This is a genomic window from Gordonia sp. NPDC003376, assembly GCF_053589235.1.
In genome coordinates, this window is the sequence record NZ_JBSFRM010000007.1 from 100,717 (window position 1) to 114,927 (window position 14,211).

14 protein-coding genes and 1 tRNA gene are annotated in these 14,211 nt (G+C 68.1%); 7 read left to right on the forward strand and 8 right to left on the reverse strand.

Annotation, left to right across the window (positions count from 1 at the left end; genetic code table 11):
- Nucleotides 1-1,128, reverse strand: coding sequence for a DUF5938 domain-containing protein (locus tag ACWDUA_RS09825; RefSeq protein WP_449750826.1), 1,128 nt, complete (start codon nucleotides 1,126-1,128; stop codon nucleotides 1-3).
- Between the two features lie 170 nt (nucleotides 1,129-1,298).
- On the opposite strand from ACWDUA_RS09825, the gene ACWDUA_RS09830 reads away from it, so the two are divergent.
- From ACWDUA_RS09830 to ACWDUA_RS09840, 3 genes are all read left to right on the forward strand, one after another.
- Nucleotides 1,299-1,928, forward strand: a complete 630-nt coding sequence (locus ACWDUA_RS09830) for a TetR/AcrR family transcriptional regulator (RefSeq protein ID WP_449750827.1) — start codon at nucleotides 1,299-1,301, stop codon at nucleotides 1,926-1,928.
- A gap of 67 nt (nucleotides 1,929-1,995) precedes the next feature.
- Complete coding sequence (locus ACWDUA_RS09835; protein ID WP_449750828.1) at nucleotides 1,996-2,391, forward strand: hypothetical protein; 396 nt, start codon at nucleotides 1,996-1,998, stop codon at nucleotides 2,389-2,391.
- 10 nt (nucleotides 2,392-2,401) lie between these two features.
- Nucleotides 2,402-3,241: an alpha/beta hydrolase gene (locus ACWDUA_RS09840; protein WP_449750829.1), complete on the forward strand. Its 840-nt coding sequence runs from the start codon at nucleotides 2,402-2,404 to the stop codon at nucleotides 3,239-3,241.
- A gap of 83 nt (nucleotides 3,242-3,324) precedes the next feature.
- Here the strand turns inward: ACWDUA_RS09840 and ACWDUA_RS09845 are convergent, their stop codons facing one another.
- A complete protein-coding gene (locus ACWDUA_RS09845) occupies nucleotides 3,325-4,749 on the reverse strand; it encodes an aldehyde dehydrogenase family protein (protein ID WP_449750830.1) in 1,425 nt (474 codons plus the stop codon).
- 164 nt (nucleotides 4,750-4,913) lie between these two features.
- Here ACWDUA_RS09845 and ACWDUA_RS09850 point away from each other — a divergent pair, with 164 nt between their 5' ends.
- From ACWDUA_RS09850 to ACWDUA_RS09860, 3 genes are all read left to right on the forward strand, one after another.
- On the forward strand, nucleotides 4,914-5,234 hold the full coding sequence (locus tag ACWDUA_RS09850) for a putative quinol monooxygenase (protein WP_449750831.1): 321 nt from the start codon (nucleotides 4,914-4,916) through the stop codon (nucleotides 5,232-5,234).
- A gap of 128 nt (nucleotides 5,235-5,362) precedes the next feature.
- Nucleotides 5,363-6,088 carry a TNT domain-containing protein gene (locus tag ACWDUA_RS09855; RefSeq protein WP_449750832.1) on the forward strand — a complete coding sequence of 242 codons (726 nt, stop codon included), beginning with the start codon at nucleotides 5,363-5,365 and terminating at the stop codon, nucleotides 6,086-6,088.
- The gene (locus ACWDUA_RS09860) at nucleotides 6,088-6,549 is read left to right on the forward strand and encodes an Imm63 family immunity protein (protein WP_449750833.1); all 462 of its coding nucleotides are present in this window, start codon (nucleotides 6,088-6,090) and stop codon (nucleotides 6,547-6,549) included. Before ACWDUA_RS09855 ends, ACWDUA_RS09860 begins: the two co-directional genes overlap by 1 nt.
- Nucleotides 6,550-6,573: 24 nt before the next feature.
- Here ACWDUA_RS09860 and ACWDUA_RS09865 read toward each other — a convergent pair whose 3' ends face one another.
- From ACWDUA_RS09865 to ACWDUA_RS09880, 4 genes are all read right to left on the reverse strand, one after another.
- Entirely contained in the window at nucleotides 6,574-8,100 is a 1,527-nt protein-coding gene (locus tag ACWDUA_RS09865) for a DEAD/DEAH box helicase (RefSeq protein ID WP_449750834.1), read from the reverse strand.
- A 297-nt stretch (nucleotides 8,101-8,397) separates the two neighbouring features.
- Nucleotides 8,398-8,646, reverse strand: coding sequence for a hypothetical protein (locus tag ACWDUA_RS09870; RefSeq protein WP_449750835.1), 249 nt, complete (start codon nucleotides 8,644-8,646; stop codon nucleotides 8,398-8,400).
- 20 nt (nucleotides 8,647-8,666) lie between these two features.
- A complete protein-coding gene (locus ACWDUA_RS09875; protein WP_449750836.1) occupies nucleotides 8,667-10,202 on the reverse strand; it encodes an alkaline phosphatase family protein in 1,536 nt (511 codons plus the stop codon).
- 187 nt (nucleotides 10,203-10,389) lie between these two features.
- Nucleotides 10,390-11,340, reverse strand: a complete 951-nt coding sequence (locus ACWDUA_RS09880) for a hypothetical protein (protein WP_449750837.1) — start codon at nucleotides 11,338-11,340, stop codon at nucleotides 10,390-10,392.
- Between the two features lie 49 nt (nucleotides 11,341-11,389).
- On the opposite strand from ACWDUA_RS09880, the gene ACWDUA_RS09885 reads away from it, so the two are divergent.
- On the forward strand, nucleotides 11,390-12,850 hold the full coding sequence (locus tag ACWDUA_RS09885; RefSeq protein WP_449750838.1) for a dihydrolipoyl dehydrogenase family protein: 1,461 nt from the start codon (nucleotides 11,390-11,392) through the stop codon (nucleotides 12,848-12,850).
- 98 nt (nucleotides 12,851-12,948) lie between these two features.
- Here ACWDUA_RS09885 and ACWDUA_RS09890 read toward each other — a convergent pair whose 3' ends face one another.
- Together ACWDUA_RS09890 and ACWDUA_RS09895 are read right to left on the reverse strand one after the other, a co-directional pair.
- Entirely contained in the window at nucleotides 12,949-13,593 is a 645-nt protein-coding gene (locus tag ACWDUA_RS09890) for a GPR1/FUN34/YaaH family transporter (RefSeq protein ID WP_449750839.1), read from the reverse strand.
- Between the two features lie 402 nt (nucleotides 13,594-13,995).
- Nucleotides 13,996-14,072, reverse strand: a tRNA-Leu gene (locus ACWDUA_RS09895).
- Nucleotides 14,073-14,211 lie beyond the last annotated feature (139 nt).

The window sequence follows — 14,211 nt, forward strand, 5'->3', positions numbered from 1 at the left end:
TCAGCCGTGGGCGGTGACGATCGGGTCGAGCACGAGACCGAATGCGCGCAGCACCCCGAGCAGCTCACGATGACCGAAAACCTGACAGCCCGAGACGAATCCGACCGCACGCGGTGTGGCCTGCAGCAGATGCGCCGCACCGTAGGCGTTGAGCAAGGCGGTCTGCTTGTAGTTGCAGTTGCCGTGGATCACACAGTGCACGCGACCCAGGGGGCCGGAGGCATGGACCGAGTCCAGTGAGGTGTTGATCCGCGGGTTCTCCCGGGGCGGGGTCTCGCTGCGCACCGACGCCGAGACGGTATCGATGATCTGGAACTTCTCCGCGTCGGACTTTCCCTCCATCTGTTCGAGCGCCGCCGCCACGATCTGCGGGACCCCCAGCATGAGCGGCCGGTTGATGACGCCGCCGAGTGCCTTCGCGTTGGCGACGCGCGGATCGTTCTTGAACCACACCGGATGCGACGTCCCACCCCAAGGAAGGGCGAGGCCCAGCTCGTGCTGCCCGGGCACGACGACGTCGTAGATCCCGGCGTCGGCAGGCCATTCCACGTACTCGTTCTGCTCCAGGTAGTAGGCCTTGGCGAACGCGGCGTTGGTCAGGATCGTGTTGGTGGAGGCGACGGTCGGATATCCCTTCCAGAACACCTCGATGTCGAGGGTGTCGAGGCCGGGCGTCTCCAGGCAGATGTTCGCCGCGATCTCGCCGAGGGTGTACATCTGGGCCAGGCCAGGGGTGAGAACCAGTCCACGCGAGGCGAATTCGGCACCGTAGCGCTTCTCGACGTCGATCATCCAGTTCTGCTCGCCGTTGGTGTCGGTGTAATGGGCCCCGATCTCGAGGCATGCCTGCACCACCGGGTCGCCCCACCGCGCGAACGGGCCGACGGTGTTGAGCACCACCTCGGCGCCGCGGAAGGCATCGACCAGCGCTTCGGTGGAGTGCTCGACGTCGACGATCTGGTGGTCGACGGTGTCGATGCCGGGCACCGCGTCGACGACGGCCTTCAGCCGACCGGAGTTCCGGCCCGCGGCCAGGAACGGAATGGTGTACTCACGCAGGTATTCACAGATCAGGCGTCCGGTGTACCCGGATGCGCCATAGACGACGACGCGCTTGTCGGTGGGCATGGTGTTGCTCCGTTCGTCGAGAGTGTGGTGCAGATCACACCCTAGGATGTTTTCTTGACAGTCGTCAAGGAAACTCTGGACGATTGTCAAGAAGATTGGTGCAGGTAGCGGGGCTAGACTGGGATCTCCGGCCGTGGTGCGGCCGGGTCGACGTGGAGGTGGGTGACGCCATGATAGGACCGAGTGCAACGCGTGCCCGCATCGACGAGCGGGCTCGGGACAAGTTCTCGGCCAAACGCACCGAGCTGGCGTTGGCCACCCTGCACACGCTCGCCGAACTCGGATATGCGCGCACGAGTCTGCGGGAGATCGCCCAGAACTCCGAGTACTCCCACGGTGTGCTGCACTACTACTTCTCCGACAAGCTCGACCTGATCGCCCACGCCGTCCGCCAGTACGAGGCGGTGTGTGTGACCCGCTACGACGACGTGGTCGATACCGCCACCGGAGCAGAGGAGTTGCGAAAGACGTTTGGCGACACCTATTTCGGGACTCTTGTCGCCGATGCTCCGATCCACCGGCTCTGGTACGACCTGCGTAACCAGAGTCTGTTCGACGACGCCTTCCGGGCGGATGTCCTCGAGATCGAGGCCCGGCGCGAGGAGATGATCTGGCGGGTCGTCACGCGCTATTGCGAGCTGCTGGGAACGCGCTGCGCCCTGGACTCCGCCACCGCCTACCTGTTGCTCGACGGGATCTTCCAGCGGACCCTGCTGCACCACCTGGCCGGTGACGACGCCGAGGTGGATGCCGCCAGGATCCGGTTGGGTGCGGTGTTCGGGGTGCTGGCCGGTCGTTGAGCCTGCATTCGGCGGCGGCCCGCCGAATCCCCTCCGTGTGCCGCGGGCGACCGGGATAATCGCCTCCATGGCCGACAAAGGGGTTACGCAAGGAGCGGTGGCGCGTCCGGGGGAGCGGCAGCGGTTCCGCAAACTGGCACAGGCCGCATTGAACGCGGATGTCACCGTCGAACAGGTCGACACCATTCTCACCGACATGGGTTCGGCACTGGACGGATTCGGCAACACCCTCGGCGATCTGGACGAGACCATCGAGAAACTCGACACCACGCTGTCGCAACTCACCGGCACGCTCACCCGCGTCGACGACACGGTCGACCGGATGGTCGCCGTGGTGGCACGACTGGAGACCGTGGTCAGTCGGGTGGAGGCGCTCGTCGGTATCGGCGAGACGGCACTGCGTCCGCTCGGTGCGATCGAGTCGGTGGGACGCAGTGTGATGAATCGGATCGGATTGGGCTGAGAGGGTAGGGATGACACAGGTGGAGCATGAGTTCATCGGTCGGCACGGCGAACGGATCGTCTTCGACGTCTTCGACCCGGCGACGGCACCGCGGGCGGTGGTGGTGATCGCCCACGGAATGGGTGAGCACGGGCGTCGTTACGCCCACGTCGTCGAGATACTCACGGAGGCAGGCTATCTCGTTGCCGTTCCCGATCATCTCGGACACGGCCGGTCGGGTGGGCGACGTATGCAGGTCAGCGGCTTCGAGGACTACACCGACGACCTCCACCGGGTGATCGGCGAGGTGCGCGTCGACGGCATCCCGCTGTTCGTGGTCGGGCACAGCATGGGCGGCTGCATCGCCCTGGACTACGCCCTCGACCACCCCGACCGCCTCGACGGCCTGGTGCTGTCGGGAGCCGCGGTGATGCCCGGTGACGATCTGCCGGGGCCGTTGATCGCGGTGTCGAAGCTGGTCGGGAAGATCGCGCCCGGGCTGCCGACCATGGCGCTCGACGCCGGCAGCATCAGCCGGGATCCGGCGGTGATCGCGGCCTACGAGGCCGACCCGCTCGTGCACCGTGGCAAGATCCCGGCGCGTCTGGGCGCCGAGATGATCTCCACGATGCAGTCCTTCCCGGCGCGGCTCCCGTCGTTGCGGATGCCGGTCCTGGTGATGCACGGCAGCGAGGACACGCTGACCAATCCTGAGGGCAGCCGGCTCGTGGAACGGCTCGCGTCGTCGGAGGACAAGACCCTGGTGATCTGGGAGGGGCTGCGGCACGAGATCTTCAACGAGCCGGAGAAGGACGACGTGCTCGGCACCCTGCTGCGGTGGATCGACGGACACACCCCGACGCAACGCTGAGAACGGCTCGGCCCCGACGACATCACCGGCGGGTGCATCCGATGTGGATGCCCCGCCGGTGTGGTGAGAGGGTGATGCGAGCGTCAGGCGCCGAAGCCCAGCAACGACTTGACCTCGAGGAACTCGTCGAAGGCGTAGTCGCTCCACTCGCGGCCGTTACCGCTCTGCTTGTAGCCGCCGAACGGTGCGGACGGATCGAGCTGCGCGCCGTTCAGCGAGATCGATCCGGCACGGATCCGGCTGCCGACCTCGCGGACCTTGTCGGTGTCCTTGCCCGACACGTATCCGGCGAGGCCGTATTCGGTGTCGTTGGCGATCTCGACGGCGTCGTCGAGATCGTCGTAGCCGATCATCACCAGCACGGGACCGAACACCTCGGTGCGGGCGATCTCCATGTCGTTGGTGACGTCGCGGAAGACCGTGGGGCGCACGTAGTAGCCGGTCGGCAGGTCGTCGGGACGGCCCGGACCACCGAAGACCGGGGTCGCGCCGTCGGCGATGGCCCGCTCGATGAGTCCCTGGATCTTGGTGAACTGCGGCTCGGACACCACCGGGCCCAGGCGCACCTTGCCGGTCGGATCGCCGACGGTGAGAGTGGGCTCCACCGACCGGGCGGCCTCGGTGGCCTCGTCGAGTCGGCCCGCCGGTACCAGCATCCGGGTGGGGGCGTTACAGGACTGGCCGGAGTTGACCATCATCGAGGCCACGCCGGCCGCGACGTTCTGGGCGAGGTCCTCGTCGTCGAGGATCACGTTGGGGCTCTTGCCGCCGAGTTCCTGCGCCACGCGCTTGACGGTCGGTGCGGCGTTGCGGGCCACCTCGATGCCGGCGCGGGTGCTGCCGGTGAAGGACACCATGTCGATGCCGGGATGGGTCGACAGAGCGGTGCCGACGCCCGGCCCGTCGCCGTTGACGAGGTTGAACACACCTGCGGGAACACCTGCGGTATCGAAGATCTCGGCGACGATCGCGGCGCTGAACGGCGAGACCTCCGAGGGCTTGAGCACCATGGTGCAGCCGGTGGCGAGTGCCGGTGCGACCTTGCACATCACCTGGTTGAGTGGCCAGTTCCACGGCGTGATCAGGCCGCACACGCCGATCGGCTCCTTGACGATGCGCGAGGTCCCGCGGTCCTCGGCGAAGGCGTACCCGGGCAGTGCGGCGGCCGCGGTCATCAGGTGGCCGAGGCCGATGGGGACCTGGACGTTCTTGGACAGGAAGTCGGGGGCACCCATCTCCTCGGTGACCGCGGCCGACAGGTCGTCCATCCGTTTCTGGTACTCGGCGATGATCGCGTTGAGCACGTCCAGTCGTTCGGCGGGAGTGGTGTTGCCCCAGGTCGTGAAGGCGCGGCGGGCGGCGGCGACCGCCACGTCCACGTCGGCCGCGGTGCCGATCGCGACATGGCCCGCGGCCTTCTCGGTTGCCGGATTGACGACGTCGATGAGGTTGAGCTCGATCGGGTCGACCCACTGGCCGTCGATGTAGAACTGGGTGATCTCGCGCATGCTTGTCCTCCGTGTCGGGATGGTCACCACGAACTGTGTCGTACCCCACACTATGCCTGATGGCAGACGAGGCCGAGTGAGCGGTCGCTAACCGTCCGTCCCTCGCGTGCGGGCGTCGCGGATTGAGACCGTCGAACCGGGCGGGCCGGGCTAGGGTCGGGCCCATGATTCACATCGTCGCAGTGTGGAAGATCAAGTCCGAATACGCCGATCGCTGGCCCGAGATCAGTGCCGAGTTCACCCGGGCCACCCAGGCCGAACCGGGTAACAAGTGGTTCCAGTGGTCCCGCAGCATCGCCGACCCCGACGAGTACGTGCTCGTCGAGGCATTCGACGACGATGCCGCAGTGGCCCACGTGACCAGCGACCACTTCACCCAGGCGACCGCGGAACTGCCGGCCTACCTGGCGTCGACTCCGAAGATCATCAACACCACCGTCGACCAGGACGGCTGGTCGGAACTGGGCGAGATGTCGGTCGACTGATTTCTGTCGTACGATAGGTGTTGTCCCGGAACAGATTCCGGATTCCGCCGCGCGTTCGATGGTCGTCCCGGTATGCTGCAACACCAGCTCGCCATGGTGACGGGCACCTTCGGTTGAAAGGCGCGGCCATGGTTCGTCGCAATGCTCTGTTCGCCATCGTCTCGGCCTTCATCCTGCTGTTCTCGGGCGGTGGAATAGCCTGGGCTGCACCGCCTTCGGCATTCGGATCGCTGGACCTGGGTTCCTCGGGGCCGGGTCTGCCCGGGCAGCACGGCTGCTCCAGGGAACTCGTCGACGATGACTGGCGCCTCGGACCGGTGACGCTGTCGAATCAGGCGCCCGTGGGACCACAGGTGGTCGGGTACAAGCGGACCGGAGATCTGTCGAACTCGGACTTCCTCATCAAATGGTGGAATGACAAGGTGTCGCCGAAGACGTGGAAGTGGCCTCCGGAGGACGGTTACGTCCTCGACGGACAAGGCCGACCGATCAAGAGCGAGATCACGCTGACCCCTGGCACGCGGATGGATCGGTATGGCGGCGAGACCGGGACCTTCCTCGCCCCGCCGGGCACCCCGTACGCCAAACGTGCACTGCCGCCGGCGAATCTGGGGGCCGCCGATTACCCGGAGTACTGCAACTACCACGTGTATCAGGTGCTCAAGCCGTTCAAGGTGTACACGGGCAGGATCGCCAAGGCCTTCGAGCAGCCGGGCGGCGGCACCCAGTACGAGATGGTCGCCGCATTCGTCCCGGCGAACCCTGCCTGTGAGTCGCAGGTGGCGCCGACGGCGAGTGTGCGGTGGCTGATCTGTTCGGGCTATCTGCAGAAGACCTACCCCGGACCGCAATAGTGGCGGGAGGAACGGCCGCCGGTGGCGACGACGCCGAGGCGCTCGACGCCCGGATGCGAGGCCGCATCGAGGATCTGGCCCGTCGGATGGACGCCGGGCCGGGAGATGCCCCGGAGCTGCGGTTCGTTCGGGACGACGGCCATCCATCGTGCTGGTCTGCCCCGGACGGCTCCTGGCATCTGACGATCCGCGAACGTGCGCATGTCCTCTCGGATCGATCCACCACGGACTCCGTCGAATTCCTGCGCATCGTCGCCGAGACCATCGCCGACCTCCGGGCCCGACGGATGTATCCGTCGGGCACACCGGATGATCGTCGGGCCGCCTGGGCGACCCAGTACGCCTCACTCACCGCGGTGGACCGGACGTGGGCCCGGCGCTGGCTCGAGACGACCCGATCAGACCTCGTCGCCGCCGGTGCGGACAGAAGCACACTCGCGCTGCTGCCGGCCGGCGGCTGACGTCGATCTACGGGTGACGCGGGATCAGTGGGTGGGGGCGGAGGTGCGTCGACGCGCGGCCTGGCCGTTGCCGTTGCGACCGTTGCCGCGACGCGCGGGGCCACCGGCGTGGGCATCCCGGGTGCGGGTGCCACCGGCGTGGCCGGTGCCGCCGGAACGGGTGGTCGAGCCCGAACGCGCGGCGCCCCCTTCCGGATGGCCGCCCGCCGACCGGCGCGAGTTGCCCGACCGTGTCCGTGAACCCTGCGAGCCGCCGGTGCCGGACTGCTCGCCGCGGCTGCGGCCGCGGCCGCTGCGGTTGTCACGTGCGCCGGACTGGCCGCCGGAGCGACGCGGACCGCGCGGCTGACGCTGCTGGACGGGCTGCTCGGGGGCGGGCTCCACATACGCGGCGCGCTCGCCGACGAGGGTGACGACCGCCTCGGAGGAGGCGTCCACCCGCTGCGGGGTGACGGTGATCTTGGCCTTGCCCAGCAGCTGTCGAAGGTCGCGGCGCTGCTCGGGCAGGCACAGGGTGACCACGTCACCGGCACTGCCGGCGCGGGCGGTACGACCCGAGCGGTGCAGGTATGCCTTGTGTTCGGCCGGCGGGTCGACGTGGACGACCAACTCGATGCCGTCGACGTGCACACCGCGGGCGGCGACGTCGGTGGCCACCAGCACGCGGACGTTGCCGCCACCGAAGGCCGCGAGGCTCCGATCACGTTGTGCCTGGCTGAGATTGCCGTGGAGATCGACCGCGGGGATGCCCTCGGCGGTGAGCTTCTTGGCGAGCTTGCGGGCCTGATGCTTGGTGCGGGTGAACAGGATTCGCCGTCCGGTGCCCGACGCGAGGGTCCGGATGACGTCGTTCTTGGTCGAGGCGTCGGCCAGCTCGTAGACGTGGTGGGTCATCTTCTCCACCGGCGACGACGCGTCGTCGACGGAGTGCATCACCGGATCGTGCAGGAAGCGGCGGACCAGCTTGTCCACACCGTTGTCGAGGGTGGCCGAGAACAGCATGCGCTGTCCGTCGGCCGGCGTCGATGCGAGGATTCGGGTGACCGCGGGCAGGAAGCCCAGGTCGGCCATGTGGTCGGCCTCGTCGAGAATGGTGATCTCGACGTCGTCGAGCCGAATGATCTTCTGGCTCATGAGATCTTCGAGTCGTCCGGGGCAGGCGACGACGATGTCGGCGCCGCGGCGCAGGGCCTGCTCCTGGCGGCTCTGCTTCACACCGCCGAAGACGGTGGTGACACGTAGGCCCACGGCCTCGGCGAGCGGGGTGACGGCGTCGGCGATCTGGGTGGCCAGCTCGCGGGTCGGGGCCAGCACCAGGCCGGTCGGGGCACCCGGGGTGCGCGCGACCTCGAGGTCGGCCAGTCCGGCGACCAGGGGGATGGAGAAGGCCAGGGTCTTGCCGGACCCGGTACGGCCGCGGCCGAGGACATCGGCGCCGTCGAGGGTGTCGGGCAGGGTGTCGGCCTGGATCGGGAACGCCTCGGTCTTTCCGTCGGCGGCGAGAACCTCGACGAGGGCGTTGGGTACACCGAGATCGGCGAAGGAGGTCACAATCATGCCTTTCGGGCAGGGATCGACACCGAGTGGAACACCCACATCGCGACGATCGGATGGCGAAGGCGCGGGGTCGCGCATTCGTTCGCCGTATGAAGTGGAGTGATCGAGGCGGCGCTCCGGAAGTTCGGGCGTCCCGCCGACAACAGTCGTTCTACGACGCAGTGATGCTGCTCGAGGCGCATCACGATGTACCGACCGTACACGCTCGGGCCGGTATCCGACGAATCGGGTGACCTGCGACACCATCGGCACCCGGTGCCCTGGCGAGATGCCGGTTCGCGCCGAGAAGGTTCAGACGATGCTGCTGGCCACCGCGACCACCACACCCGCGACGGTGAGGATGCCGACGATCACCGCGCTGATGATCGCGCGCCGCCGCCGCCCCTGCCGGGCGGCCGTGAGCCCCACCCCGACCGCGATCAGGATGGCCGCCGCATACACGGAGATGCCGATGGTCAGACCCGCGACGGCGCCGTCACCCAGTGCCAGGATCTGTGGGCCGGGGACATGCGGGCCGGCGGACACACCCGAATCGGTCATGGCTCGAGTACATCACGGCCCTAGCCGGTGGGCGCGCGGCGGGTTCCCGGCTGCTGGGTGGGCATCCGATTGGGCGGCACCGGGTAGGGTGTGCCCTGGCCGAGGGTTCCCGCGGCCACATTCGGACCACACGTGACCAGGGCATTCTGTGCGGCGGGTACCGGGTCACCGAACCTGGGCCGGGTGGTGTCGGGGCGGTGGCCGAAGTCGAATGCCGAGGTCATGTCGCCGACTGTGGAGCGACGCCACGCGGTGAGATTGGGCACCGGTACCCCGAACCGTTTCTCGATCAGCCGTAGCTGCGAGGTGTGATCGAAGGTCTCGGTGGCCACCAGGCCACCCCGGCTGTACGGGGAGATGACGAAACACGGCACGCGATAGCCCAGCCCGATCGGCCCCCGGATGCCCTTGGCCGAGGACACCTTTCCCAGGTCGGGGACGCTCACGTACTCGCCAGGGGTACCGGGCGGTGCTGTCGGCGGGGTGACGTGGTCGAAGAAGCCGCCGTTCTCGTCGTAGCTGATGATCAGCGCGGTCTTCTCCCAGACCGCCGGATTGGAGGTCAGGATGTCGAGCAGCTGCACGATGCCGACCGCGCCGAGTGCCGCCGGGAGCGCGGGATGCTCGCATTCCATCGCCGGCGGGATGACCCACGACACCTTGGGCAGGCGGTTCGCCTTGACGTCGGCGGCGAAGTCGGCCGGGTAGGTGGGATCGATTCCGCGGCGGGCGAGTTCGGAGTTCGGGTTCTGTGCCTGCGTGAAGCAGCCCATCATGCCGTCGAGGATCACCGACGACACCGGGCCGAAGTCCTTGTTGTTGTAGATCTTCCAGCTCACCCCGGCGTCGCGGAGGTTCTCGGGCATGGTGCGCCACGTGTAGACGAACTTCGGGATGAGCGTGGGGGTTTCGAGCAGCGGTCCGCCGTGCTTGCCGTCGGGGTCGAGGGTGCCGCTCATCCAGTACAGGCGATTGGGGTCGGTGGGGCCGAGGACCGAGCAGTGGTAGGCGTCGCACAGGGTGAACGCCTCGGCCAGCGAGCGGTGCACCGGGATGTCGGCGCGCTCGTAGTACCCCATCAGTGCGGGGGCGTTCTCCGGCCCGACCGACGAGATCGACATCGGCAGCCAGCCGTCGTTGCGTCCGTTGTTCCACGCCTTGTGCAGACCGGCCCACGAGTGGTCGGGATCGTTGATGCACTGCCCGTCGAGGTTGGCGTCGTGCGCGGTGTCGAGGCGGAACGGCATGGTGTATCCGGACGGGGTGGGACCGACGTCCGGTGCCCAGCCGTACTGCTTCCATGCGGCCGACTGCTCGCCGAAACCCCTTACGCCGGAATAGCTCCCGAAGTAGTGATCAAAACTGCGGTTCTCTTGCATGAACAGCACGATGTGCTCGATGTCGGACAGGGAGCCACTCCCGCCGGGATCGGCCGAGGCGTATGCCTTGTCGATGATCGGGGCCGCCCACGACGTCAACAGTCCTGCGCCGCCGGTGGCGGCGACACGGGCCAGGAAGTCCCGTCGCGAATATCCGGCAAATCCGGCGTTGCTCACCCTGTGCTCCTCGCAGTCGAGCGGTCGCACCGAACGGGCTGGTCCGCAGACAAGGTGATGCGGCCGCTCGCAGAGTGTAGGCAGAGTTCGGTGGGTGTGCGGTGAATCCCGGATGAACACGACTCCGATCCGTCCTCGGGTGCGCAGTCTCTGTGGTCCACCTCTCGGTGTCCGGTCCGGTTCGCGATCAGTGTCCGACGATCCGGACGGCGGCCCGCAATCGTCGGAGGTCGCCGGTGCGCCACCCGAGGAGCAGCCACATGACCACCACGTATCCGGTCACGGTCAGGGCAGTCCACAGGTGCGCCGACCCGGGGAGCAGATCGGCGATGACCTCGTCGCGCGGCGTCCCGTCGACCGTCGCGGGCAGCCAGGCGTCGAGCAGTGTCCGGGTGAGCGCGATCGGTTCGAACGGGCCGACCGTGGCGGCCAGGTGGAACGCGACCAGTGTGATCAGCAGACCGCCCACCGACGCGATCACCTTCACCTGCGAGCCCAGGATGGCGGTGGCGGTGCGCAACGCCTCCACGGTGAAGGCCAGCACCAGGGCGAGTAACAGGCAGGCCACCTGGGCGCTCAACAGTCGGGCGAGAACCGAGTCCTCGTCGTCGGTGGATTCCAATCGCGGCAGTGCGATCGCCAGGGAGACCAGGCCGGAGATGAATGCGATCAGGGTGACCGACGACGAGATCCCGGTGATCCGGTCGAACGAGGCGCGCGCCGCATGCTCGGTGGTCATGGTCGCCGTCTTCGGCGACGCGTGGTAGACCACCAGCACCACCAGCCCGGCCAGGACCGTCGCCAGCAGCCAGGCGATCGTCGTGGTCGCGACCGCGGCAAGGGCGAACGACCCGATCAGCGGGCCGAAGACCGCATCGGAACCCAGATGCGTACCCACCAGCGGCAGAATCCCGACGATGGCGATCGCGATCCCTGCGACCAGCAGCGGACCCGAGTACTCGGTGATGGCGATGGGGTCGAGATCGGGATCGTGGCCGCGGATCACCCGCCACTCGGCGGCCAGGATGCGCCGGGTGCCCCGGATCCAGTGCACCTCGTCCGGGCGGTTCGACGTCGCGGCGGTGCCCGTGTCCGGCTCGTCCGGCGTCGAGGGGCCCTGATGAACGCTGTCCGACATGACTGTCGATCATGCCTGGCGAAGGGCACTCGGCGCCTACCGTGGTCACATGAGTCGTTCGGAAGATCGCACGGACACCTATGACGTCGTGGTGATCGGCGCGGGCCCCGCCGGGGAGAACGCCGCCGACTACGCCATCCGCGGTTCCGGTCGCACCGCGGTGATCATCGAAGACCAGCTCGTCGGCGGCGAGTGCTCCTACTGGGCGTGTATGCCGAGCAAGGCGCTGCTCGGTGCGGGGGCGGTGCTCGAGGCCGCCGCCGGACTGCCCGGCTCGGCGCCTCAGGTCACCTCGACCCGGCCCGACCGCGACGCGCTGCTCGGCTGGCGCGACACGATGACCTCGCACCGCGACGACGCGTCCCAGGTCCGATGGCTCGACGGCGCGGGTATCGACCTGGTGCGCGGCCGGGCATGGCTGACCGGTGAGGACGGTGTGGTGGAGGTGGACGGCCGTCGCATCCGGGCACGGGAGGCGGTGGTGCTGGCAACCGGCAGCACGGCGTCGATCCCGGACATCCCGGGACTGCGTGACGCGGCGCCCTGGACGTCCCGTGACGTGACCGCCCTGGTCGAGGTTCCGGAACGGGTGGCCGTACTCGGCGGCGGGGTGGTGGCCTGTGAGGCCGCCACCTGGCTCACCGATCTCGGTGCGACGGTGACGATGGTCGTGCGCGGGCAGGCGCTGCTGCCGGCCATGGAACCGTGGGCGTCGACGCTGGTGGCCGAGGGCCTGCGAGCCCGCGGAGTGGACCTACGCTTCGGCGAGACGTTCGGGCATGTGCAGCGGGAGAAGACCCGCGACACCGGCCCCGGCCGTGTCCACGGTGGGCCGGTCCGGATCTCGCTGACCGGGGCCGACGGCTCGCGGGCCGATGGACTCGAGGTCGACGAGGTTCTCGTCGCCGCCGGACGCCGACCCGCCACGGTGGGACTGGGACTGGAGACGCTGGGGATCGATCCGACCCAACCCCTCGACGTCGACGATCACCTGAATGTGGCCGGCCGACGATGGTTGTATGCGGTCGGCGACACCAACGGGCGTGCTCCGCTGACCCACATGGGCAAGTACCAGGCGCGGGTGGTGGGCGATGTGATCTCCGCCCGCGCCGAGGGATACCGGCTCGACGGCCCCCGGTATCGGGCGCTCGCCGACCATTCGGCCGTCCCGCAGGTGGTGTTCACCCGCCCCGAGGTGGCCTCGGTGGGAATGACCGAGCAGACCGCGCGTGCCGCCGGGATCGAGGTCAGGACAACCGAACTCGACATCGCCGTCGCGGGATCGGCGCTGGTGCGGTCGGACTATCGCGGACACGCGGGACTCGTGATCGACGCCCTGCGGGAGGTGATCGTGGGTGCCACCTTCGTCGGTCCCGACGTCGCCGAACTGTTGCACTCGGCGACCGTCGCCGTGGTCGGAGAGGTCTCGCTGGACCGGTTGTGGCATGCGGTCCCGGCCTATCCGACCGTCAGCGAGGTGTGGCTACGGCTCCTGGAGAGCCTGCACTGACCTGCGCGCACGCGCGCAGGATTTCGTGTGATCGGGCGAAAATGCCTGTGACGCCGCCACATCCCCCGTCGAGGAGGTGGCGGCGTCGGCCAGGTGGATCAGGCCAGGACCGGCCGTCCCATCGGGAGTGCCGGCCCGCCGGTGGACGTCGACATGGCGTCGAGGAACAGGTAGGCGCCGACCGCGGCGAAGGCGAACACCACACAGCCGGCGGCGGTCTGGATCGCGGTGCTGCCCTGGGCCGTTGCCAACAGCACCAGGACGAGCGCGATGTCGATCAGGACGAACAGCAGGGTGAACGCGAACGGGAGCCGTAGGGTCGCCACGGTCAGCAGACCCACGACCACCAGCCATGAGGTGAGGAAGACCTCTTGGGTGGCAACGGCATCCGCGTCACCGACCCCGAACCATCCGTGGGTGAGGCCGAGGACCAGGACCGCATAGCTGAGCCAGAATCCGCTGAAGATGCCGAAGATCGCGGCAACGGCGTTCTGTCCCGCCGACGATGCCCAGATCGCCGCGATCAACTGGCCGATGCTGGTGGCGGCCAGGATGATCGGGATGGAGGCCCCGGTGGCCGGGACGAATCCCGCCAGCACCATGCCGAGGGCCACCGACCCGACGATGAAGGTGGGCACACCGATCGCGGCGGGATTCGCGGGTGGGGCAGGGGGAGTGGCCGATTCGACCGATCCGGTCGGTGGGGTGAACGTCTCGGGTGGAGCCATGGCAACGTCGGTCATCGTGATCCCTTCATAGATCTCGACATTCGGTGGTGATGTCGCTCGCAAATCTAGGGATGATGTGTCGGTGATCACAACGGCTACGGAATCGACCTGACCCGCGACTGTCCGGCAGGGCAGTGGGTCAGGTGGCCGATCGGGTCGTGGGGTGACCGGATTCGGGCGCACTCCGGCCGGAGGCCGGCAGGGGTGTGATGGTGCGCCCTCCGGGATGCCAGTTGAACTCAGTGGGCGCACTCCGGCCGGAGGTCGGCAGGGGTGTGATGGTGCGCCCTCCGGGATGCCAGTCGAACTCAGCGGGCGCACTCCGGCCGGAGGCCGGCAGGGGTGTGATGGTGCGCCCTCCGGGATGCCAGTTGAACTCAGTGGGCGCACTCCGGCCGGAGGCCGGCAGGGGTGTGATGGTGCCCCCAGTCGGACTCGAACCGACACTGTGCCGGTTTTAAGCCGGCTGCCTCTGCCGATTGGGCTATGGGGGCGTGGGCATCAGCATGCCATCGCCGACCGTCCGATGCGCGTGGGGGTGGTGTGTGCCGGATGGGGGACCACCCCTTGACCAACGGGACTTATCGTCGTTAACTTAACATCGATAAGTCAAACTGCAGGGATGGATCGACC